Origin of the sequence: Candidatus Defluviibacterium haderslevense, from assembly GCA_016712225.1 — a bacterium.
GTDB lineage: Bacteria > Bacteroidota > Bacteroidia > Chitinophagales > Saprospiraceae > Vicinibacter > Vicinibacter haderslevensis.
Map to the genome: position 1 here is coordinate 1,986,055 of JADJRL010000003.1, position 25,406 is coordinate 2,011,460.

The following is a 25,406-nucleotide window of genomic DNA, read 5'->3' on the forward strand; positions in this document are numbered from 1 at the left end:
TAAGCCAATTTTTAAATATGAAATTACAGATAAATAAAATGAAGTTCAATATTTTGCTATTTTTTATATTAGGTATAAATATCAGTTTTAGTCAGGAAAGTAAAACCATTGATAAGATAATTGGTAAAATAGGAGGCGAAATTATTTTGTATTCCGATTGGAATGATCAGGTTTCTTATATAAAGGAAAAACAAACACAACTCTCAGATGAAGATCAATGCGCTATTTTGGAAAATATGTTTATCCAAAAATTCATGATACATCAGGCTAGATTAGATAGTGTGGAAGTCAAAGATGAAGAAATAGATCAGCAGTTGGAAGCAAGGATTGAACAGATACTTCAATACATGGAAAATGATACCAAGAAATTTGAAGCTTATTATGGACAAACAGTAAATCAAGTTAGAGATAAGTTCCGTGATGACCTAATGAACCAAATGCTGTCAGAACGTTTACAACAAAAAGTAATTGGCGAAGTAACGATTACTCCTGATGAAACCGAATTATTTTTTAAAAGAATACCAAAGGATAGTTTACCTTATTTCAATTCGGATGTTGAAATATCTGAAATTGTTTATAAACCTAAAGTAAATCCTATTGAAGTTCAAAAAGCAAAAGATAAATTATCTAAGTTACTAGTACGATTGAATCAAGGTGAAGATTTTGCAAAATTGGCTTCTACATATTCCGATGACTTAGGTTCAGCAAAAAACGGTGGGAACCTCGGTTGGATTAAGAGAGGTAATTTGGTTCCGGAGTTTGAAGCTGTTGCTTTTAATTTAGAAAAAGATTCCATTTCTGGAATCGTTGAAACTGAATTTGGGTATCATGTAATTCAATTATTAGGACGAAGAGGCAATAATATTAATACAAGACATATTTTAATTAAACCTCAATATACTGATCATGATTATACATTAGCTGAAAAGTATCTTGACAGTATAAGAACAAAAATGCTTCATGATACTATGTCTTTTGAATCAGCAGTCAGAATTTTTAGTGATAAAAAAACAGAAAGTTATCATAATGGAGGTCAGGTTTTGAATCCTAAAACAGGAAATTCATATTTTGAAGTAGCCGATTTAGAACCAGATATATATTTCGCCATTGATGCTTTGAAAGTTGGTGAATTATCGAAAGCAATACCTTCAAAAGATCAAGAGGGTAAAACATATTATCGTATTTTTAAACTAAGATCCAGAACAGATCCACACAAAGCTAATTTGAAACAAGATTATTCCAAAATCCAGGCAGCAGCGAAGGAAAATAAAAAAAATGAATATTTTAAAGAGTGGATTGATCGGAAATTACCTAAAGTATATATTGAAATCGACCCTATCATTAAATCACAATGTCCAAACTTAAGTAATTGGGGGACAACCAATAATTGATCTGTCTGGAATTCAATTTCATTTGACTACATCATCATACTAAAAATTTGAATTTTGATTACCAAAATTCAAACTCCAGTGATAATTGGCGTATTTCAAAAATAGAAGTGAATAAGGTTAACATTTATTTGATCAAACTGCAATGACCTTTTTATCCATCTATTTTAAGAAATCCAATTGACCGATTAGCGAGTAAAGAGTTGCTCATTTGTCCTAGGGATGGAGTATTTGTTTTTTCCTTATCAACTAAGGCAATGCAGAATGTGTGAGATTTTTTATCCTAAGGAAAAATCTACAGAAACAGAAATGAGGTAGAAAAAAAGAGACCGGTTCATACCCCCCAGCGAACCGATCTCAGAAATTGTAGTACCTAATTTCTTGGATACAAATTGGATCACTCCAACAAATATTGTAATGCATAAACCTTGCCAATTTTTCAATATCTTAAGGTTTAATAAATATGTGTGTCATATTTAAATCTATGATGGCATATAATTTATTGAATAATAATAATTTATATATTTATATTTTTTTCTAATAAATTTTATGTAATATTTAATGTTTTCCAAATTTAGATTGATTTTATGATTAATTCAGTTGAATTGTCGAAATTCCAATGTTCAAAAAATTGGACATATTAAGTTTATAAAAAGCTTATGGATCATTTGAATCTTTGAAAATGTAATAAATGTTAAATGTTGAGCTTTGTATAAAGAAATGGATAACTTTATCTTTATTTATAAATCATTAAGGATCACAATTTAAAATGTCACACAAACCTATTTTCTGCCTATTGCTAATATTGTGGCTTTTTCTTGAGCCATCCATTTTGATTTTTGGTCAGTCCAATGAAGGCACAGAATTTTGGTTTAGTTTTCTTGAACATCGGGACAGAGGCAATAATAGAATGTGCATGATCAGTTCTAAATACAATACTTCAGGTTATATTGAGCTTCCTTCGATAGGTTGGAGAGAGTCATTTAATATTTTGGCCAATACCGTATACACCGTTAGAGTTCCAAAAGAATCAGAAATGATAGGTTCTGAAATTATTTCTACTACGGGAGTAAAGGTAGTAACTGATCTCCCAAGTTCTGTTTACATCCATCAATTTAATGAATATAGATCCGATGCAGCTTTAGTTTTACCCATTAATTCTTTAGGCAATCAATATTATGCCATTACTTATAAAGGCTATGAAAATGCAGATGATCATTACCCTTCCGAATTTGCCATAGTAGCAATTGAAAATAATACTTCTATTGAAGTTCGGGTAGCTTGTAATACTAAAAGTGGTAGGTTAAAAGGAGACTTATTACAAATTGTGCTTAACGAAGGTCAAAGTTATCAGATCCAGGCAGCCCGAGTTACTGATGATCTTACAGGATCTTATTTAAAATCAAATAAAAAAATCGCAGTATTTAGTGGAAATAGATGGACTCAAATTCCTAATGGATGTGGGAACAGAGATAACACCTTAGAGCAAATGTATCCTATAGAGGTATGGGGTAAGGAATTTGTTACTGTTCCAGCGAAGAACGTCACACAAGATATTTTTAGAGTTATTGCCTCAGAAGATAATACGGATATAACTATAAATGTAAATTCAGGCACCCCTATTTTACCATTCAAACTTATGAAAGGAGAATGGAGAGAGTTTAGCTTAAATGCAGTAGCATCTTATATTCAAGCTACAAATCCAATACAGATAGCACAATTTTTAGTTGGTGGAGAATGCAACGGGCATAATCAAATTGGAGACCCTTCAATGGTGCTCTTAAATAGCCTTGAACAATATAGAGATACAGTCACAATTTTTAATTCTACTTTTCAAAATATAACAGAGAACTATATTAATATAATCACACAAACTAAAGACACTTCGGATCTTTTAGTAGATAATCTTACGATCAGCCAATTGGGTTATCAATTTCAAACTATAGGGCCAAATAATGAATTTTCTTATGTCCAGTTAGATGTTTGGTCCGGTCCCCATACTTTAATTTCAAATGGTTGCGGCTTAATTGCAATTGCCTATGGATATGGATTTGCAGAATCTTATGCTTATGGTGGTGGGGCAAATTTTAGACCCATCAATGCCTTACAATTGCCAGATGGTGCGTGTCTCGGAGATACAATGATATTTAAAACGGGATTACCAGAAAAACGGTATGAGCTTATGTGGAATTTAGGAGATGGGACTCAATCCAATTTGTATGAATTGAAACATAAATATCTACAACAAGGAAGTTATAATGTTGAATTGATAATTCATGATTTGTGTCGTAATAAAATAGATACGCTAAGAAAATTAATATTAGTCTCACTCAGAAGAGGTTTAGTAGCTATTGGAGATGGCTCTTTTTGTGAAAATGACAGTGCTTTGTTATTAGCGAATGATATCCCGGGTTGTATATATCAGTGGATTGGTCCAAATCAATTTAAATCTAATGAACAGAACCCGATTCTAAAACAATTGAAAACGGAAGATTCCGGTACTTATACTGTTTCAAGTAATTATTTTGGTTGTCTGAGTTATCCTGAAGATATTGAACTAACCATTCATAAAAATCCAATACCTTTATTGGGAGAAGATACGTTCTTTTGCTTTGATAAGGGCCAAATGATTATTTCGACAGAACAATTTGATACCTATTTGTGGCAAGATGGTTCTCAAGTGAGTACCTTTAAAGTACAGCGTGAAGGAATTTACTCAGTACAAGTAGGTAATTCATTCGGTTGTTTGGGTTCAGATACCATAGTCATTGAAGATAAATGTCCGCTTTCTTTTTTTATTCCAAACGTCTTTTCACCAAATGGTGATCAAATAAATGATTATTTTGTTCCTAAGGTCTACTATGGTGAAATTGGTTTATTAGAAATTTATGACCGTTGGGGATCTCAATTATTCAAAAGTTCCAATTATTCTGAAGGTTGGGATGGAAGTTATAATGGTAAAAATGTAAATCCGGGTGTTTATATTTATGTATTAACAATTAAGGGTTATAATGAAAAGGGTGAACTAATTAACAAAGTGATAAGCGGAGATCTGACTTTATTAAGGTAAGTTTTAAATTTAAGGAATAACTCTGTTTTTGACCATAATGCAATAACAAATAGAGTCAAAATAGAAAGACAAACGCAACCTAAACAAAAAACCTTCGTTCGAAACTAAAAACTCAATAGAAATAGTATAAATACTACTATTTATAAGCATTTTTTGTGATTCTCTTTGAAAATCACGAATAAAGCTGTTAGCTTTGCAGAACTTTTCGAAAATACGATTCAAATCGATATTTTTAAGTATAAATTTTTGATTATCAATATATTAAGTTTTTAAAATGGGATTAATTACGAGTATTAGAAAGCGACTTTGGGTCGTAACCATATTAATGGCCTTGGCTTTATTAGGGTTTATTGTTATGGATATGTCGTCAGGACGATCTTCTTGGTTTTTCAATAATCCTGATTCGGTTGGAAAAATTGCAGGTGAAAGCATCAGTTGGAAGGATTTTCAAAAAACAGAAAGCGTTTTATATAAAAACGCAGATGTAGACATTTATGGTCGTAAAGAATATCTCTGGAATCAATTTTTAGAGAAAGGGGTATTAAAAGAGGAAGCCAAACACATTGGATTTGGAGTTAGTGAATCTGAGTTAACCGAACTTGAATTTGGTAATAATTTATCTCCTATAATAGAGCGAAATTTTAGAGACCCCAATACAGGTCAAATTCTTAGAGAGCAATTAAATCAATTTAAGGATGGATATGATGCTTTACCTCAAGAGGCTAAAGACTTTTGGCAAGTTCAACAAAAGGAAATTATAAAGGAGCGCCAATTCAAAAAGCTCGAGAATATTATTAAAAATTCTCTTTATATGCCAGATTTTATGTTAGCCAGACAACATGAAGAAAGTAATACAAAGATTACTTTGATTTCAAGTATGATAAGCTATGATCAGGTTAATGAAAAAGAGGTTACTATTACGGATGAAGATGTCCAAAAATTTGTGTCCAAAAATCCAAATAAATATAAGAGTGAATTTGATACCAGAAATATTAAATACAGTATTATTGATATTTTTCCAACCCAAGAAGACTCATCTAACATTAGAAAAATATTAGAAGATAAAGTTGAGGCTTTTAAATTAGCAACAAAAGATTCCATTTATGTGGTTTCCAATCTTGGAAAATGGGACGAAGCATACAAAACTAAATCAGAAATAAAAGGAGTATTAAACGATTCATCATTTTCAATATTCGATCTCAATGTTGGAGATGTATATGGACCTTATGTTGAAGAAGGCGAATATCGTTTAGCTAAAGTCTTAGGTAAAAAAGTAATTCCAGATTCAGTAAAATCAAGACACATCCTTCGTCAAGTTAAATCCCGTGAAGAATATATAGCGGCTTCAAAATTATTAGATAGTTTAAAAACTTTAATCGAGACTGGTAAAGGTAAATTTGATTCTTTAGCAATGCAGTTCAGTCAAGATGGTGGTTCTAGTATAAAAGGTGGAGACATGGGTTATTACCCTAAAGGTGCTATGGTTCAACAGTTTAATGACATTACTTTTTATAAAGGAGAAAAAGGAAAACTATATATAATTGCGACCCAATTTGGTTTACACTTAGTTCAAATTACAGATCAGAAATTCATAAAAAATGAAATGGGTGTGCACCTGGGTATAATTTCAGAAACTATCGCTCCAGGTGATGATATCACGGATAGTAAATTGGAAGAAGCCCAAAAATTGATTGAGGAAAATAGTAATCTTGTTAATCTGGAAAAAGTGATCAATGAAGGTGGAAAATATAAATTAGAAACCGCAGCTAATATATTAGAGAATGGTTATCAAATTAAAAATTTTGGTGAAAACTCATCCAGCGCAGCAAGAGATATTATCAAATGGGCTTTTAATAAGGAAACCAAACCAGGTGATGTTTCTTTAGAAGTTTATTCATTGCAGGATCCTATCAAAAAGTTTACCAATAGATATATAATTGCTGGGTTATCGAGCATTAATGAAAAAGGCATTCCAAAAGGAGAAGCTCTTTTAGATTTAGTTCGTGAAGATGTAATGAAGGATGTAAAATTCAATAAAATAGTAGCAGCTATTGGAACAGTTAATGATTTGACCACTCAATATGGTTCCTATACAGCAGTCATTGATACGACTAAAGAGACCACAACAAATTCTGGACAATTAAAAACCGGCTATGAATATGATTTAATATCACAAGTAGCTATTTCAGAACCAAACACTTTTGTTGGTCCAATCCGTGGCGAGAGTGGGGTTTATTTTGCTAAATTACTTGAGAAAAAAGATCCAGGTAAACAAAACAATGTAGCCATGTTTAGACAGTTTTATAAACACCCGGCGGTAAATACTGCAATGACTTATTTAATGGCTGCTTTAAAGAAAAATTATGGAGTTGTAGATCACCGATCTAAATTCTTCTAATAGAAAAATAGAATATTTAAATCTTACAGAGCCTACTCTTTCAAAGGGTAGGCTTTTTTTATTGAACTCAATAAAATGAAAATGCTATTTTTACGTTAAACGTTTATTATGTTTTTTACAATTGATAAACACATTTTATTTAATATACTCCTTTTACTAGTCTCATTATCATGTAAAAATGATAAGATCATCGAGATTCGAAGTGCAAATGGTCTTTTAACTACAAGAATTACAGTTAATGGAGATACTTTAATGGGCAAAAATGGCTTATATGAATATTTTGATACCTTAGGTAACCTTATAGAAAGTAAAATGTACCATGATAACAAATTGGATGGTACTCGAAAAATTTATGAAAAAGGTGCTTTGTATAGTATTGAACAATATGTCAATGATGAATTCCACGGTACTTATCAGGTTTTTTATCCAAATGGCCAATTAAAATTAGAGGGTAATTATGTGCATAATGTCCTTACTGGCACACTTAAAACATATTATGAAAATCAGCAAATAAAGGAAATTGTTGAAATGGCAAACAATGAAGAAAATGGACCTTTCGTTGAATTTCATATTTCTGGAACTAAAAAAGCTGAAGGAACATATTTAAATGGACCAAATGAACATGGGTTGCTTCAATTATTTGATTCCACTGGTGTTTTGATTCGTAAAATGAACTGTGATCATGGAATTTGTAATACCATTTGGAAAAGGGATTCAATTTAATTATTTAAAACATGCAACTACTTTTTAGAATGAGATTTATCAAATGGACACAAATGAAGATGGTTGCAATTAGCTTTGCTATTATTTTCCAAGTTATCAGCCACTCTTTGTATGGTCAAACGGGAGGTCAATCTAGCTTTTTATTTTTAAATTTATCACCTTCTGCTAGAAATACCGCTTTGGGATCTTATGCTATTAGCTGGCCGGGATCTGATCCAACTTCAGCATATTTAAATCCATCATTATTAAATGACAAAATGAACACGGCGATTAGTTTTAATCATCAGTTTTATTTTGATGGAATTGATGCTGGTCATGTTTCTTATTCTCAACTTATTAAAAAATGGAACATTAATGCTCAGGCTGGCATTCAATATATTTCCTCTGATAAAATAGTTGCTGCTGACGAAATTGGTAATATTTATGGGACTACGGATGCAAATGAACTGGACTTTTTTGTTGTTGGTTCTAGGAAATTTAATGACCGAATTACCCTTGGTGCAAGTTTACATTATATCAATAGTCATTTGGGTTTATTTTCATCTAATGCTTTAGCCACTTCTATTAGTGGTTTGTATTTCAATCCGGAAAAGAATTATGGTTTGAGTTTAGTTCTGAGAAATTTAGGTGTTGTTTTGGATGCCTATGATATAGAAAAAGAAAAATTGCCCTTCACTGTTGAACTTGGATTTTCAAAACGACTACTTCATTTACCTTTTATTTATTACATCACTGCTCATCATTTAGAGACAGGTAATGTGAGATATGATGATCCAAATTTAAATAGTAATTCAGATATTTTTGGCAATGTCAAAGAGAAAAGTGCTTTTACTAAATGGACGAATAATGTATTGCGACACTTTTCATTAGGTGGAGAAATGTTGTTAGGTAAAAAAGAACAGTTTAATTTAAGATTAGGGTATAATCATCTCAGAAAAAAAGATTTGAGTGTAGCTGACTATACAACCTTTGGGGGTTTGTCATATGGCATAGGATTTAAAATATATAAGTTTAAAATTGATTATTCATATGCTAAATATCACATCGCAGGAGGGACTAATCAATTTAGCATAACAACTTCAATTAATTCTTTTCTAAAAAATACTAAATTATAATCGGTATAAATAATTAAAAAAAAATTATAACGGTTTGCATTTTTCTTCCAGCCAATTTCTTTCTTCTGTATTAAGCCAAGGACTAAGATCATTGAATACTTTAGCATGGTAAGTATTAAGCCATTGTAATGATACTTTATCAAGCATTGGCAGATGTATCATGTTTACATCGATGGGAAATAAACTTACAGATTCGAATTGTAAAAATTCACCATATTCATTCTTTGAATGAGGAATAGTCAAAACTAGGTTTTCTATTCGTATTCCATAAGAGCCTACTTGATAATACCCTGGTTCATTAGAGGTCAGCATGCCCGCTTTAAATGAAGCACTTCCTCTTTGGTTCCAAACGGATACAAAACCCTGCGGAGGTTCATGTACATTCATAAAGAAGCCTACACCGTGGCCCGTTCCATGATTGTAATTGAGACCTAATTGCCATAAATGTTGTCTGGCCAAAATATCAAATTGAATACCTTTGGTGTCAACTGGAAAAATTAATCGGGCCAAAGAAATATGACCCATTAAAACTGCAGTATTTTGAATTTTTATTTCTTCATCAATAGGACCAAGTGCAATGGTACGTGTAATATCTGTAGTTCCATCAAGATATTGTCCACCTGAATCACATAATAAGACACCTTCTGATTTTATTATTTCACAATTATCTTTTTCAGGTCGATAGTGAATAATCGATCCGTTTCCTTTGTATCCAATAATAGCATCAAAACTTTCATTAACATATCCTTCTTGTTCAGCACGAAATTCTTTTATTTTCATAGCAAATTGGTATTCCGTCGGGTAGTCTTGTTCTGCTAATTTAGCTTCCAACCATCTAAAAGATTTCACCAATGCTACACCGTCTTTTTGCATTACACGCCGGATATGACTTATTTCAATTTCGTTTTTTATTGATTTAAATCGCATGATACAGCTTTCACTTGATATTAATGAATCTTTAGCTAACATTAAGGTTAACTTAGCATTAAGTGTACTGTGGTCTATTAAGACCTTTTGTTTTAAATCAAGCTTAGTTATATAATCAACTATTTGTTTATAATCTTGAGTAAAAATACGATCTACTGAAAGTTGATTTTTTAACCAAGGTTCTAGTTTTTGCTCGTCAATAAACAAGATACTATCCTCTTTCTGAATAACTAAATAAGCCACAAAAACAGGATTACAATGAACATCATTTCCACGAAGGTTAAGAATGTAACCAATTTCATCTAGTGCAGAGACTATTGATATGTTGGCATTTAATCGGGCCATCTCTTTCCTAACTAAATCTATTTTTTCTTTTCTTGACTGTCCAGCATATTTAATGTCATGTTCATAAATCAGAGTTTTAGATAATGGTGGTCTATCTGTCCAAATATCCATTAACAGATCTCCACAATCTTTAAATTTAATGCCTTTGGCAGATAACAATTTGTCAAACTGATGTATTTGGTTTAATGAAAAACACCAAAAATCAACCCCGACGGTCTGACCAGCCTTAAATTCATTGCAAATCCAGTCAATATATTCGGATTGGGTTTGGACTTGAAGTTTATGTAGCACAAATGATGTGTGAGCTAATTGAAGTTCGGCTTGTTGAAAATAACGTGAATCAGTCCATAGTCCAGCATGATCTTGGCTGATGATTACGGTTCCTGCAGAACCATCAAAACCGCTGATCCACTGGCGTCCAGCCCAAAAACTTGGAGGGTATTCACTTTGATGAGGGTCAGCAGTTCCTATAATATAGGCATCGATGCCGTTGATTTTCATTTTAGACCTAATAGCCTCTAGTTTTGAGTTTATGTCCATTATCTGCAATTTATATATTAAATAATTTTATAATATGAAAAAAGAATAGTTATATTTGCCCTGCAATACTACGAATAAGGATTGAAGATCCAAAAACCAATTATTGTAATATTTTGTTTCATTAGTGTAGATTTATAAACATGTTAAAACAACATTTAAGCCAAAAGTTATTACAGAAGCTATCTCCCCAACAAATTCAGTTAATGAAATTGCTTCAAATCCCTACTGCTATTCTGGATCAGCGTATTCAGGAAGAACTGGAGCAAAATCCTGCCTTAGAAGAGGGTAACGAATCTGAAGAAGAAGTTTTTGACAAACTGGACATAGAAGATGATTCTGAAGCTAATGATGATTATATTGGAGATGAATCAGATTATGATGCAAAGGATCAAAACGAAGATAAGCTCAATAATGAATTTGATGATTACCTGAATAACTATATGGATGACGATACAGCATCATATAAGTATAAATCCGATGATTATAGTGGAGAACAAGACGAGCATAAAAGTTTACCTTTTGCGGTTGAGAATACATTTCATGATCACCTGGAACGGCAAATAGGCTTATTAAATTTGAAAGATGAAAAACAATATAAAATAGCCCTTCAAATTATCGGAAGTATTGACGATGATGGTTATTTAAGGCGTGAATGTGTCTCCATTATAGACGATTTAATTTTTTCTCAAAATATTGATACGAACGAAAAAGAAATATTATCCATTTTATACAAAATTCAATCTTTCGACCCACCAGGTGTTGGGGCGCGAAATTTACAAGAATGTTTATTGCTGCAAATAAAATTTAAACTGAAAAATGAACAGCGAAAATCTAAAATTAAAATCTTAAAATTAGCCGAAAATTTACTGGATAAGTATTTTGAAGAGTTTACAAAAAAGCATTACCCAAAATTACAGCGGGCATTAGGGTTGTCTGAGGCACAACTTAAAGTAGCAATGGATGAAATTTTAAAATTGAATCCAAAACCATCTTCAGGTTATGTCGATCCACTAGCTTATAATTCTGTTGCAGGTCATTATATTATACCAGATTTTACAGTTACCAATAGAGATGGAGAATTGGAGCTTTCATTAAACTCCAAGAATGCACCTGATTTAAGAATTAATGATCAATATCTTGATATGTTGAGAACATATAAGGATAATAAAAAAGTTGGAACTAATGGTAAGAAGGAGAAAGAAACGGTCATGTTTATTAAGCAGAAAATAGAAAGTGCCAAATGGTTTATTGATGCTATCAGACAACGTCAAGATACTTTATTTCGTACCATGTATGCAATCATGCAGTTTCAGCGGGAATATTTTTTGACTGGAGATCAGAAAAAAATAAAGCCCATGATATTAAAAGATCTTGCCGATATTACCAGTCTGGATATTTCTACAGTGTCGAGAGTTGCAAATAGCAAATTTGTTCAAACAGAATTTGGAAATAAGCGGTTAAAGGATTTCTTTTCTGAATCTATGCAAACCGAAGAAGGTGATGAAGTATCTACACTAGAAGTTAAAAAAATTCTTTCTGAAATGATAACGGGCGAAAGTAAACGCAAGCCCTATAGTGATGAAAAATTAAAAGAAATGTTGCTTAGGAAGGGTTATAATATTGCCAGACGTACTATAGCAAAATATCGAGAACAACTCAACATTCCTGTTGCGAGATTAAGAAGAGAATTAGTATAGCGTTTATTGAATTTTATTATTTACTATTTCTTTTAAACATTAGAATTAAAAGATACTATTAATTGAATAAGGTAATTCGAATGATTATTGAGTTCTTAACTCTCTTTACATGGAATACAAAAAACAAGATTCCTTTATGTTTTAGGATGTTTTAAAAAGAACAATCCATAAAACTATTGAATTGAAATTATAATCCCATAGCAATAGTAGCCATGCGAATCGTGGCAGGTTTAGCTTTTAATAATTCCAATGCACATGATTCAAGAGTAGCGCCTGTAGTTAATACATCATCTACAATTAAAATGTTTTTTTGATGAATGTCAGTTAAATTCAAAATATGAAATACGCCTTCCATATTGTTGATCCGATCTATCCTGCTTTTATCTGTTTGAGTTAGTGTATTTATTTTTCGCATTATTATTTGATCTGAAATACTACAATGTAATGCTTCAGCGATACCTTTTGCAATAAGGCTGCATTGATTATATCCTCTTTGAGCCTGCCTTTTTTTATGAAGTGGAACAGGAATAATAACATCGATGTTTTGATAATATGGACTTTCACTTAAAATCATTCCATAATATTGGCCAAACTTGTAAGCTAAATCTTCTCTATTCCTATACTTAATTTGTTCTAAGATATCATGAACCAAACCACCTCGAACATAATAATATAAACTAGCACCTGTGTATAAATTAATTCTCCCATTAAAATGTTCAGTAAATGGATTGATGAGATGTGCATAATGATTGGTAGGACTAATTTTTGATTGACAGGATAAACAGAATAAATCTTTTTGATTGTTACATCTCCTTTCACAACCCATGCATAAATTAGGGTAGATCAAATCTAACACAGATTCAATCCCATATTGCATCAATTGTTTAATTTTCTGGATGTCCATTTAATACAATAAAAAAATCCCGACCATTGCTGATCGGGACATTCAAACAAAACGAAAAACCAACTTTATAGAAAGCTACAAAAACCTTTTTAAATTCCTTTCAAAATTTTGACTGGAATATCACGAACAGAACCGTTTCTAATAATCTTAATGTTTAGGGTCTCACCAACTTTAGTTAAACCAACTATTCGTTGAAGATCATCATAGTTCTTTACATCTTTGCCATTTATACCAATAATTGCATCTTTTTCTTGCAATCCAGCATTTTTAGCAGAGCTGTTTTCTTCTAAAGACTCTATAATAACGCCGTCTTTTGAAAAAAGGTTCAATTCTTTATAACTATTTTCATCAATTTCAGAGACTGAAATTCCTAATCTGCCGCGATTAAAACTTCCTTTAGAAATTAATTCCTTAACCACTTTATTCATTAAATTTACCGGTATTGCAAATGAATAACCACTATAATAACCAGTTTTAGACGCGATTGCTGAATTTATCCCTAATAATCTACCTTGCTCATCTACTAATGCCCCACCGCTATTACCCGGGTTAACTGCTGCATCGGTTTGGATAAATTCTTCAATACCTTGATTTGTTCTGCTATTTAATTGTTGATAATTGGAAAATGGATTTTCATCTTCCATTTGATTATTTATTAAATTTAGATCACGCCCTTTTGCACTTACTATACCAGCAGTTACCGTTGATGTAAGATAGCCAAATGGATTTCCTACTGCAAGGACCCAACTTCCAATTTTTAAATCATCAGAATTTGCCATTTGTAAGACTGGTAAATTTGTCGCTTCAATTTTTATAATAGCTAAATCTGTTCTTGGGTCTGTCCCTATTTTTTTAGCTGAATATTTTTTGCCGTCTTTCAAAATAACTTCTATTTCATCTGCAAATTCAACGACATGATTATTTGTTACGATATACCCATCTGAAGAATAAATAACTCCACTACCACTTCCTTTTTTTGGCATATAACCTCCAAATCCTGGAAAATTAAATTCCCTAAACAAAGGATGATCTTTAAATGGATTATTGCGTTCTTCATTTTGTCGAACAAGTTTATCACTTTCTTGGGCATTAATTTGAACTACTGCATTCATCCCTTTTTCTGCAGCAACAGAGAAATCAGGCCCTACAGACGCATTAAATGATGTTGATTGATTGACCCGCTGAGCTGATTGAGTTTGCTCTGTAGTGTTTTTACTTTTAGTCTGATTATCAACGAATTGAATGCCACCAAAAGCAACCAACCCACCGATAAATCCTGCGATTCCATAAGAAATAATTCGATTCATAGTTAGTTAATTTATTTGCTGATTAAAACGCAAAGTTGTTTCATGCTGTTTTTTGTAAATTTTGATTTAACATAGTTTTAACAGGGTCATTACCAAGGTATTAATGATTAAAATGGTTGATTTAATATTATTAAAAACGATTTTAAGTCCATTTTTTGACCAGGTTTTATTAATCAGATGATTCTTTTTAAGTTGGGACAAAGTAACTTAAGTTTAGTCAAAAGAGTCAGTCTTAATATTTGTGATAGTTAACAAAAAAATAGCAAATATTTACATATTTTTATTTTCGTTATTTGTAAAATGTTGTATATTTGCACTAAAATATATTATAAAAATGAAGAATTTGATTCGTGTATTACTCTATGTGCTTTTAGCACTACTTGTTGTGGCTATTTCAGTTATGATGTATAAACGTTATAAAACACCTGTTCCTGAAATTGAGCCAACTACTGAAACGACTGATAGTTTGTTTGTAGATACAACTATGGCAGCTTTAAATGCCCTAACGGCTGAGGATAGCCTTATTTTAGGAATGACAGGAGAATTGCCTAACCAAGTTGGACCTGCTGACCATGATAATGGATCTATTGATTATAGCCAGCCTGTCAAAAATGGTGACCAAAGTAAACATGAAAATATGAGCCCTAAAGCTCAAACAGTTTCAAATAAAACCAATGTAAGTGTTGCTAATACTACTGCAGCTGAAGTAAAAACATCGGTATCAAAAACAGAAAACAAGACTTCAAAAACGGAGAATAAAAAAGTCACAAATAAAACTTCTGCTGCAACCACAGAGAAAAGTACAAAAAGTACTGCTAATGTTGCAAAATCCAGTAAAACGGGTAAATTTTATGTAATTTCTGGTAGTTTTATAGTCCCTTCACACGCAGACAAACAAGTGAGTAAATTGAAAAAATTGGGATTTTCATCCTCTGAGAAAAAAGTGTTTGGTAATGCAGAATATTATTCTGCTATAGTGGGTAGATATGATACACGTGCTGATGCTGAACAAACTTTAAAATTAGTTAGATCAAAAGGTGAAAAAGCATTTTTGAAAGTAGAATAGTGATTTAATTTTTATTTTGTAATTGAAATAATACTGGGAGTATGTTTGACAAAAACGTACTCCTTTTTTTGTTAAATGAATTTAATTTATGTGTGGACGTGGCTCATTAAATAAAGTAGAAAAGGATTTGGAAAAAAGATTTAATGCTACATTTTATTCTGATGATTTGGAGCGCTATAATCCTTTACCCACCTTTAATCTGGCACCAACTCAATGGCATCCTGTAATTACACAACAAGACCCTCAGCATTTTCAATATTTCAAATGGGGTTTAATACCAAGTTGGTCCAAAGATCATAAAATAGGTTCAAAATTAATTAATGCCCGTGTGGAAGGATTAATTGAGAAACCATTTTTTAAATCTGCTTTAAAGGATCGAAGATGTATAGTCCCATTGGATGGATTTTATGAATGGAAAGTTGTAGCTAATAAGATTAAAAAACCATATCGAATTCGCTTTAAGGATGATTCGATTTTTTTTGTAGCTGGTTTATATGATCAATGGAAAAACGAAAAAGCTGAAATAATACACAGTTTTACTATCATTACTCAAAAGCCGAATCCTTATTTGAGTAGCATTCATGATCGCATGCCAGCTATACTTCAAAGAGAACAAGAATCTCTTTGGTTAGATCCACTGATGAGCTTAGAGCAGTCACTCCAACTTATTACACCCCTTGCAGGTGATTATTTAGACGCATATCCAGTTTCTGATGCCGTTAATCAAGTTAAAAATAACAATGCATCACTTATTGAAAAGTTAGATGAAACTGATAATCAAAGTTTGTTTTGATTTGAAAATAGGATAAAAGAGGTATTAAATAATTTTTTTATCACAGCATCTTATTTTAATAACTCATAGATTTATGATGGTAAATATTCTACCATACTAACCCATTCGTCCACTTGACATTTTGTTTTTAAATAAAAAAACCCCTTGAAATCATTCAAGAGGTTTTTATAATTATTCTTGGTTTCTAATGAAATAATTACATCATTCCATCCATTCCACCACCATGTGCGTGAGAATGTCCACCCTTATCTTCCTTCGGTCTGTCATTAATTACACATTCTGTCATCAATACCATTCCTGCAATGGAACCAGCATTTTCTAATGCAATTCGAGTTACTTTTGTAGGATCAATAACACCAGCTTTTTTCAAATCTTCATATTGACCAGTCCGAGCATTATATCCATAAGATCCTTTTTTAGCTTTGACATTCATAAGGACTACAGATGCTTCATCACCTGAATTTTCTGCAATTACCCGCATAGGTGATTCAAGTGCTTTACGTACTATGTCAATTCCCAATTTTTCATCTTCATTTAGAGAAGTGATTTTTTCTAAGGAATCGATAGCGCGAACTAATGCTACACCACCACCAGCAACTATACCTTCTTCAACTGCAGCGCGAGTAGCATTTAATGCATCATCAACGCGATCTTTTTTCTCTTTCATTTCTACTTCAGTCGCTGCTCCTACATAAAGTACAGCAACACCACCTGCTAATTTTGCAAGCCGCTCTTGTAGTTTTTCTTTATCATAATCTGAAGTTGTGGCATCTATTTGCTGTCTGATTTGACCAATACGAGCTTCGATATTTTTCTTAGTTCCTTTACCATTTACTATAGTGGTATTGTCTTTATCAACTTCAATTTTTTCAGATTGACCCAACATATCAAGTTCAGTATTTTCTAATTTGTAACCTTTTTCATCAGAGATTACCGTGCCATTAGTTAATACTGCTATATCTTCAAGCATGGCTTTTCGTCGATCTCCAAAACCCGGAGCTTTTACCGCAATGACTTTAAGATTAGCCCGTAGTCTATTGACCACTAAAACCCCTAATGCTTGGCTATCAACATCTTCAGCAATGATTAATAAAGGTCTTCCTGAAGCCACTACTTTCTCAAGAATGGGTACTATTTCCTGCATATTGGAGATCTTCTTATCAGTGATTAAGATATATGGACTATCATAATCAGCGATCATTTTTTCTGCATTGGTAATAAAGTACGGGGATAAATATCCTCTGTCGAATTGCATTCCGATTACTTCATCAACATATGTATTTGTACCTTTAGATTCTTCCACTGTAATGACACCATCTTTGGAAACACGTTTCATAGCATCAGCAATCAAGCCTCCAATTTCATCATCATTGTTTGCAGAGATAGAACCTACCTGTTTGATTTTTTCGTAATCATTACCAATTTGTTCTGTTTGTTTCTTAAGATCTTTTGTAACAGAAGCGACTGCTTTATCAATTCCTCTTTTAAGATCCATTGGATTAGCACCTGCTGCTACATATTTCATACCTGCAGTGACCATAGCTTGAGCTAATACTGTTGCTGTTGTTGTTCCATCACCAGCGATATCTGCGGTTTTAGAAGCAACTTCTTTTAACATTTGAGCACCCATATTTTCAACCGCATCTTCTAATTCAATTTCTTTTGCAACGGTTACACCATCTTTAGTAATTTGAGGGGCTCCGAAAGATTTTTGAATAACAACATTTCTCCCTTTTGGACCAAGAGTAACTTTGACTGCATTTGCAAGTTTGTCGATACCAGATTTTAACTTTTCTCTGGCATCATTTTTAAAACTAATATCTTTTGACATGGTATTTAGATTTTATAATTTTATTAAATAAAAAACTTCAATAGTAAAATAACAATTAATCAATGATGACAAGAATATCATCTTCACGCATGATTAAATAATCATGTCCTTTGAAAGTAAATTCTTGGCCAGCATATTTACCATAAAGTACGATATCACCTTTGGCAACAGTCATCAGATTTCCATCTTTTCCTGGTCCAACTGCAATAACTTCACCACGTTGTGGTTTTTCTTTGGCAGTATCTGGTATAATAATTCCACCTTTAGTTTTGTCTTCAGCAGATGCTGGCTTCACAATAACTCGATCATTTATTGGCTTCATAAGTCTATAGAATTTTAAAAATTTTTAAAAATTGTTTTAACAATAACAATGACTTCATCAAAACTATGCCAAAGCATGTTGCTTGAAAAATTGTCTGCTTTTTCTGCCATTAAATGGAACTTTTACCTCGAAATTCATAAGATGAGCTCAATTTGTCAGGTTAATAACGTGTAGGTCGCAATTTTAAGGATTTCAAAATATCAAAATATGTTAAGAATTGGTGATTCGGTAATTTTCTCTATAATTGTTTTTTAAGCACCAATTTTTATTCTAAATTATTTATTATCAGCTTTTTAAACATTTTTATTTTCATATCAATTTGTAATTATAAAACCATCTTATCGTTTATCTTTGCGGAAATTTTTATATGCCCAAGGATAATACTATCAAATCCGTACTCATTATTGGAAGCGGACCTATAATTATTGGTCAAGCATGTGAGTTTGATTACTCTGGAACTCAAGCTTCTAGATCCCTTAGGGAAGAAGGTATTGAAGTGAGTTTAATAAACTCTAATCCAGCAACAATTATGACTGATCCTGTAACAGCTGACCATATTTATTTGTGGCCATTAACAGTTGAAAGTATTGTAAAAATTTTAGAGGAACGACAAATTGATGCAGTTCTACCAACTATGGGAGGGCAAACAGCATTGAATTTAGCCATTGAGGCTGAAAAACAAAATGTTTGGTCTCGTTTTGGAGTTCGGATGATTGGGGTCGATATTAAAGCCATAGAGTTGACTGAGGACAGGGAACAATTCAGAGATCACATGATTAAGATTGGTGTTTCCGTAGCTCCTTCCAGGATTGCAAACTCATATTTAGAAGGAAAGGAAGCTGCTCAAGAAATAGGTTTTCCATTAGTGATTCGACCTTCTTTTACTTTAGGAGGAAGTGGTGGCAGTCTTGTTTATAAACAAGAATTGTTTGATGAAGCATTAAGAAGAGGTTTAGATGCTTCACCAACACATGAAGTATTAGTCGAAAAAGCAGTACTAGGTTGGAAAGAATTTGAGCTAGAGTTATTGCGAGATCACAAAGACAATGTGGTAATCATTTGTACTGTTGAGAATATTGATCCTATGGGAATTCATACTGGAGATAGTATAACCGTAGCACCAGCAATGACTTTATCGGATACTGGATTTCAACAAATGAGAGATCAAGCCATCATGATGATGCGTTCCTTGGGTAATTTTTCAGGTGGATGTAATGTACAATTTGCTCAAAATCCGATTACAGAAGAATTGATTGCTGTTGAAATCAATCCAAGAGTGAGTAGATCATCTGCTCTGGCTAGTAAGGCTACTGGATATCCTATTGCCAAAGTTGCTGCAAAATTGGCACTAGGTTATACACTGGATGAACTTCCCAATCAGATTACAGGAACTACGAGTGCTTTTTTTGAGCCTTCCTTGGATTATGTTATCGTTAAAATGCCAAGATGGAATTTTGAGAAATTCCAAGGCGCCGATGTACGGTTAGGTCTTCAAATGAAATCTGTTGGTGAAGTAATGGCCATAGGTCGAAGTTTTAATGAAGCCCTTCAAAAAGCATGTCAGAGTCAGGAAAATGATAGACATGGTCTTGGAGCAGATAAAAAAGAATGGTTAAATACACAGGATATTTTAGAGCGCCTGGAGCAAGTTAGTGACGATCGAATATATAGATTAAAGGATGCATTAAGAATTGGAGTTCCAGAAAAATCTGTTCAAAAACTAACCGGGATAGACCTTTGGTTTATTAGAGAAATTAAAAAATTAGTACAGTTCGAAGAGCAACTTTTGAAGTATAATTTACCAGAAGACATCCCAGTGGATTTTTTTATGGAATTAAAAAAGAATGGATATTCTGATGTACAAATAGCTTGGTTATTGCGTGTTGGGGATCAAGAGGTGACCAAATTTAGAAAGAAGCACGGAATAAATAGGGTTTATAAAACGGTGGATACCTGCGCCGCTGAATTTGAAGCCAAGACCCCATATTTTTATTCCACATTTGATCAAGAAAATGAAAGTATTCCAAGTGATAAAAAGAAAATAATCGTTTTAGGATCCGGGCCTAATCGAATAGGACAAGGAATAGAATTTGATTATTGTTGCGTGCATGGAATTCTAGCTATTAAAGAGGTAGGCATGGAAGCAATAATGGTAAATTGTAATCCTGAAACCGTTTCTACTGATTTTGATATTGCCGACAAATTATATTTTGAACCAGTGTATTGGGAACACATTGAAGAAATACTAGATCTGGAAAAACCTGAAGGCGTTATTTTACAATTAGGAGGACAGACCGCTCTTAAATTAGCTGAAAAAATTCACTTAAAAGGCGTGCCTATTATTGGAACAGATTTTAATAATATGGATATTGCCGAAGATCGTGGAAGATTTTCTGATTTATTGAAAGAAATGGATATCCCATATCCAAAATATGGTGTTATTACAGATGCTGATATTGCTCTTGATGTAGCACATGAAATTGGTTATCCAGTTTTGGTAAGGCCATCCTATGTCTTAGGAGGTCAACGAATGAGAATAGTCATAAATGATGAAGAATTGGAACGGCAGGTATTATCGATTTTCAAACATATGCCCGACAATAAAGTATTGATAGACCAATTTTTGGAGCGTGCGAAGGAAGCAGAAATTGATGCTATATGTGATGGTGAAGATGTACACATTATGGGAATTATGGAACATATTGAACCTGCCGGTATTCATTCGGGAGATAGCTCAGCAGTGTTGCCTACTTATAGTCTTTCTGAAGCGAGTATTGAGAAAATGAAGGAATACGCTAAAAGAATTGCAATTCGATTACAAATAAGAGGTTTAATAAATATTCAATTTGCAATTAAAGGGGATCAGGTATATGTTATTGAAGCCAATCCAAGAGCGTCTAGGACAACACCATTTATAGCAAAAGCATACCAAGTTCCATATTTAAATATTGCGACTAAAGTCATGTTAGGAACCCATAAATTAAAAGATTTCAAAATGGAGCATAAATTGAATGGTTATGCAATTAAAGTTCCTGTTTTTTCTTTTAATAAATTTCCAAATGTAGACATTAGTCTTGGACCAGAAATGAAATCCACAGGCGAAGGCATTTATTTTATTAAGGACTTATTTGATCCATATTTTAGAGATTTAGACTCTAAACGTAATATGTATTTGACGAGATAATTTTATATCTCAATTATTTATATTGTTGTTAGATTTGATTTATGCTTTCGACTAGAAATCTTTCTATACGTTATAGTCAGGAAAATGAAATAACATTTCCTGATATTGACGTAAGTCAAAAGGATGCTTTTTTAATTCATGGACCATCAGGTTGTGGAAAAACAACTTTGCTTCATATTTTGGCTGGACTTATAAAACCATTAACGGGTACTGTTAATATTTTTAATCAGGATATTACAAATTTGAGATCCTCTCATTTAGATTTATTTAGAGGAACATACATTGGCATATGTTTGCAAAGGCCAATTTTCATTCAATCACTAACTGTTTTAGAAAATTTAATTTTAGCGCAAGAACTTATTGGTAATAAAAAGAATATTAAAGTTATTAATGAACAATTAAACCAATTGAAATTAATAAATAAGGCGCATCAAAAAACATATACCTTGTCACAAGGGGAACAACAACGGTTGATGTTTGCCAGAGCATTAATAAATAATCCTAAACTCATACTTGCTGATGAACCCACTTCAGCATTAGATGATACCAATACACATATTATTATCGAATTATTAAAAAACCAATGTCAAGAGCATCATGCCGCTTTAGTTATAGTAAGCCATGATGAAAGATTGTTTTCTAAATTCCAAAATAAAATACGATTGAAATGAGTAAATGGTATTTAGCATGGAAGAATTTAATGCATCATCCTTCAAGATTTATTTTTAATATTTTATTGATTGGAATGGCTGTTAGTTTATTAGTCATGATACTATTGATTAATAAACAAATGAGTCAACATTTTGAAAAAAATGCTTCGGATGTAGATTTAATCTTATGTGCCAAAGGGAGTCCATTACAATCTGTATTATGTAATATTATGCACATCGATGCTCCAACAGGGAACATTAGTATTTCTGAGATTAAGCCATTTCTAAACCCAAATCATCCAATTATTAAGAAGGCATTGCCAATTGCAATTGGCGATAGTTATCAAGGATATAGAATCGTTGGAGTGACAGAGGAATACTTTGATTGGTATTCCTTAGGCATTGAGCGAGGACAATTTTTTAATAATGATTTTCAATTGGTATTAGGTTCTGAAGTGGCTTCAAAATATGAATTAAATATTGGTGATACATTACAATCGAGTCATGGGTTAGTAGGTATAGATGATGAACATCACCATAATAATGATTTAATCGTCAGTGGTATTTTAAATCGTTCTGGGGGTATTCAGGATCGATTGATTTTTATCAGTATTTCAAGTTATTGGAACTTACATGAACATGAAGTAGATCATGAACATATACATCATGAGCAAAATGTTTTATCAAATCAAGAATTAATGAATTATGATAAAACCATTACAAGCTTGTTAGTAAAATTCAAAGGGACTAATATCCAAAGTTTAAATTTTGGGCGAAGTATTAATGAAAACACGAATGTAATGGCAGTCAATCCAGCCATTGAATTAAATAGGTTGTATGAATTAACAGGCTCAGCAAGTGAGCTATTAAATCTAATTGGAATCATTTTATCTATATTAGCTTTTATTGCTATCTTTATTAATTTGTCACAAGCTTTAAATGAAAGAAAATTTGAAATTGCTTTAATACGAATAGGTGGAGGAAGTCGAAGTTACATAGCTCAATTACTAATTTTTGAAGGATTCATTTTAAGTTTTATGGGTATAATTTTAGGATTGGTTTTGGGACATATTATTTTATTTTTTTCAGCTTCAAAATATCATTTATCTGACAAATATGGAATTCAAGGACATTATTTTTGTATTGATGAAATTTATGTTCTTTTTATTGGATTGGTATGTGGACTGGTAGCAACTATACTTCCTGTAATTAGAGCCTCTAGTCAAAACATACATCATACGATTTCTAAAATTTAGAAAAGTGTTCTCAATACTTCAAGAGATTTTAATTGACCAAATTGTTCTACGTGAAATTGATAATATAGTATTAATAGATCCAAAAGGTTTTTCCTGTCTGAATAGTTTATAGTTATTGTGAAACCCGAGCCAAAATCTTTTTCATTAAATAGAGAACTAAATAGTTTGCTCAACTCAGGTTCTATTGCATGAATTAATATTTGATCATATGCTACAAAACAACCATTTCTTAAATCAAATGAGTTGTTTATTGTTGAATAATTATTGGTTGGTTGAACACCTAAAAACTGAATAAAGCGTACCAGAAATTTTAAATGAAAATTGGGGTCAATCGGACTTTGTTTATCCAACAATATAAAACATCTATGAATAAACTTAAATAATTCAACATTCGTTTGTTGATCTTTTAAACATTTTTTGCAAATCTCCAAAATAAATGTAGCAATAGCTGATTTGGTTAAATTATAACTCAAATCACTATATATATAATTTAAGTTGATTTCTTTAATTCGATGAAGATGTTTTTGCTCATTGAAATATGAGATGAGATCAACAAGATTGCATAATTGAAGAATACCTGCTAATCTTTGGTTCCCCTTTTTAAAAACACCATTTATTAAAAAGGATTGTAATCCTTTATGTTCTGTATATATATCTAAAATTAAGCTTGATTCTTTATATTTAATACTTCTTAAAATAACGCCGCGTGTTTCTAGCATATTAATCAATACGGAATCAAACCATCCAAGAAATAAGGATATCTCATTAACTAATGAGACCCCTTCGTTTCATTTCTGTTGTTAATAATTGAAGTTCGCGGCTCATATCTCCTGTTACACTTGTGTTTTCTTGAGCTCGTCTGATTAAATATGGAATAACATCTTTTATTGGCCCATAGGGCAAATATTTAGCTACGTTATACCCTTTTGCAGCTAGATTAAATGTAATGTTATCACTCATTCCGAATAACTGACAAAAATTTAAATGTGGATGATCTTTTGCTATTTTTTTCTGATCCATCAATTCAGTCATGTATAAATTACTAGCCCAGTTATGACTTGAATTACATATACTGATTTGATCTGGATTATTTAAGCAAAATGCTATGGCTTTGTTATAGTCTTCATCCGTTTTTTCTTTATTCGCATTGGTAGGGTCTTTATAGTTCTTTGATTGTGCACGTTTTCTTTCTTTATCAAGATAAGCACCTCGGACTGTTTTAGCACCAAGAATAAAATGATGTTGTTGTGCTTGTTCAAACTGCAATTTCAACGCTTCTAAACGATCCGAAAGGTACATCTGATAGGTATTGTAAATAATTGGTTTTTCTTTATTATAAAGGGCCATGTATTTGTTAACCAAATCATCAATAGGCTTTTGAATCCAACTTTCTTCTGCATCGACAAAAATGGAGACCCCCATTTCATAAGCTTTTTTACAAAGTATTGCAAAACGTTCTTCTAAACGTTCAAATTTTATTTGTTCAGCTTGATTTAAGGTCTCACCCGCATGTATTTTTTCTAAGACAGCTATTGGAATATATCCAGTTAATTTAGTACTAATTACCGGAACATTTGAGTTGCTATATGCAAATTCAATAGCTTTAAGATTTTCATCTAAAGTCTTACGAAATTCTTCATCAACTTCTTTAGCTTCTACACCATAATCCAGGATGGTAAGTGTTTTTTTTAAATTTAATCGGTCTATAACTTTTTGGCATTCTAATAAACTAATACCGCCACAAAATTGCTTAAATATGGTTTCTCTGATGATAGGATCAGCAATTCCAAAAGGTAATTGGGAAGCTAATTGACCAAAATAAGTACCTAATTTTACCAATGTTGGCTTATTCATAAATTGAAAAAGTCGATAAGTATGGATGAGTTCCTT

The 25,406-nt window shown here is 32.1% G+C and carries 18 protein-coding genes; 11 read left to right on the top strand and 7 right to left on the bottom strand.

Features of this window, described 5'->3' with window-relative positions; translation table 11 throughout:
- Window positions 1-17 precede the first annotated feature (17 nt).
- The 5 genes from IPK88_08025 (at window position 18) to porQ (ending at window position 8,694) form a co-directional block, all read left to right on the top strand.
- On the top strand, window positions 18-1,391 hold the full coding sequence (locus IPK88_08025) for a peptidylprolyl isomerase (protein ID MBK8243357.1): 1,374 nt from the start codon (window positions 18-20) through the stop codon (window positions 1,389-1,391).
- 793 nt (window positions 1,392-2,184) lie between these two features.
- Window positions 2,185-4,458: a gliding motility-associated C-terminal domain-containing protein gene (locus IPK88_08030; GenBank protein MBK8243358.1), complete on the top strand. Its 2,274-nt coding sequence runs from the start codon at window positions 2,185-2,187 to the stop codon at window positions 4,456-4,458.
- Between the two features lie 274 nt (window positions 4,459-4,732).
- Window positions 4,733-6,856: a peptidylprolyl isomerase gene (locus IPK88_08035; protein ID MBK8243359.1), complete on the top strand. Its 2,124-nt coding sequence runs from the start codon at window positions 4,733-4,735 to the stop codon at window positions 6,854-6,856.
- A 108-nt stretch (window positions 6,857-6,964) separates the two neighbouring features.
- Window positions 6,965-7,579: a toxin-antitoxin system YwqK family antitoxin gene (locus IPK88_08040; protein MBK8243360.1), complete on the top strand. Its 615-nt coding sequence runs from the start codon at window positions 6,965-6,967 to the stop codon at window positions 7,577-7,579.
- A gap of 11 nt (window positions 7,580-7,590) precedes the next feature.
- The gene (gene porQ / locus IPK88_08045; GenBank protein ID MBK8243361.1) at window positions 7,591-8,694 is read left to right on the top strand and encodes a type IX secretion system protein PorQ; all 1,104 of its coding nucleotides are present in this window, start codon (window positions 7,591-7,593) and stop codon (window positions 8,692-8,694) included.
- Window positions 8,695-8,718: 24 nt separating this feature from the next.
- On the opposite strand, the gene IPK88_08050 is transcribed toward porQ, so the two are convergent.
- Window positions 8,719-10,506: an aminopeptidase P family protein gene (locus IPK88_08050; protein MBK8243362.1), complete on the bottom strand. Its 1,788-nt coding sequence runs from the start codon at window positions 10,504-10,506 to the stop codon at window positions 8,719-8,721.
- Between the two features lie 140 nt (window positions 10,507-10,646).
- On the opposite strand from IPK88_08050, the gene rpoN reads away from it, so the two are divergent.
- Window positions 10,647-12,203, top strand: a complete 1,557-nt coding sequence (rpoN, locus tag IPK88_08055) for an RNA polymerase factor sigma-54 (protein ID MBK8243363.1) — start codon at window positions 10,647-10,649, stop codon at window positions 12,201-12,203.
- 187 nt (window positions 12,204-12,390) lie between these two features.
- Here the strand turns inward: rpoN and IPK88_08060 are convergent, their stop codons facing one another.
- A complete protein-coding gene (locus tag IPK88_08060; protein ID MBK8243364.1) occupies window positions 12,391-13,107 on the bottom strand; it encodes a ComF family protein in 717 nt (238 codons plus the stop codon).
- Between the two features lie 89 nt (window positions 13,108-13,196).
- Window positions 13,197-14,414, bottom strand: coding sequence for a trypsin-like peptidase domain-containing protein (locus IPK88_08065; protein MBK8243365.1), 1,218 nt, complete (start codon window positions 14,412-14,414; stop codon window positions 13,197-13,199).
- A gap of 334 nt (window positions 14,415-14,748) precedes the next feature.
- Between IPK88_08065 and IPK88_08070 the strand changes: the two genes are divergently transcribed.
- Together IPK88_08070 and IPK88_08075 are read left to right on the top strand one after the other, a co-directional pair.
- Window positions 14,749-15,480, top strand: coding sequence for an SPOR domain-containing protein (locus IPK88_08070; GenBank protein ID MBK8243366.1), 732 nt, complete (start codon window positions 14,749-14,751; stop codon window positions 15,478-15,480).
- A gap of 88 nt (window positions 15,481-15,568) precedes the next feature.
- The gene (locus IPK88_08075; protein MBK8243367.1) at window positions 15,569-16,273 is read left to right on the top strand and encodes an SOS response-associated peptidase; all 705 of its coding nucleotides are present in this window, start codon (window positions 15,569-15,571) and stop codon (window positions 16,271-16,273) included.
- Between the two features lie 196 nt (window positions 16,274-16,469).
- Here IPK88_08075 and groL read toward each other — a convergent pair whose 3' ends face one another.
- Both groL and IPK88_08085 read right to left on the bottom strand, forming a co-directional pair.
- Window positions 16,470-18,104: a chaperonin GroEL gene (gene groL, locus IPK88_08080; GenBank protein MBK8243368.1), complete on the bottom strand. Its 1,635-nt coding sequence runs from the start codon at window positions 18,102-18,104 to the stop codon at window positions 16,470-16,472.
- Window positions 18,105-18,159: 55 nt separating this feature from the next.
- The gene (locus tag IPK88_08085) at window positions 18,160-18,426 is read right to left on the bottom strand and encodes a co-chaperone GroES (protein MBK8243369.1); all 267 of its coding nucleotides are present in this window, start codon (window positions 18,424-18,426) and stop codon (window positions 18,160-18,162) included.
- Between the two features lie 367 nt (window positions 18,427-18,793).
- On the opposite strand from IPK88_08085, the gene carB reads away from it, so the two are divergent.
- Genes carB through IPK88_08100 form a run of 3 tightly spaced genes read left to right on the top strand, consistent with a single transcriptional unit; the run spans window position 18,794 to window position 23,516 of the window.
- Window positions 18,794-21,610 carry a carbamoyl-phosphate synthase large subunit gene (gene carB, locus IPK88_08090; GenBank protein ID MBK8243370.1) on the top strand — a complete coding sequence of 939 codons (2,817 nt, stop codon included), beginning with the start codon at window positions 18,794-18,796 and terminating at the stop codon, window positions 21,608-21,610.
- Window positions 21,611-21,651: 41 nt separating this feature from the next.
- Complete coding sequence (locus IPK88_08095) at window positions 21,652-22,281, top strand: ATP-binding cassette domain-containing protein (GenBank protein ID MBK8243371.1); 630 nt, start codon at window positions 21,652-21,654, stop codon at window positions 22,279-22,281.
- A complete protein-coding gene (locus IPK88_08100; protein MBK8243372.1) occupies window positions 22,278-23,516 on the top strand; it encodes an ABC transporter permease in 1,239 nt (412 codons plus the stop codon). Before IPK88_08095 ends, IPK88_08100 begins: the two co-directional genes overlap by 4 nt.
- Here IPK88_08100 and recO read toward each other — a convergent pair.
- Window positions 23,513-24,235, bottom strand: a complete 723-nt coding sequence (recO, locus tag IPK88_08105) for a DNA repair protein RecO (GenBank protein MBK8243373.1) — start codon at window positions 24,233-24,235, stop codon at window positions 23,513-23,515. The genes IPK88_08100 and recO overlap by 4 nt on opposite strands.
- Before the next feature lie 46 nt (window positions 24,236-24,281).
- Window positions 24,282-25,370 carry a proline dehydrogenase family protein gene (locus tag IPK88_08110; protein ID MBK8243374.1) on the bottom strand — a complete coding sequence of 363 codons (1,089 nt, stop codon included), beginning with the start codon at window positions 25,368-25,370 and terminating at the stop codon, window positions 24,282-24,284.
- Between the last annotated feature and the right edge of the window lie 36 nt (window positions 25,371-25,406).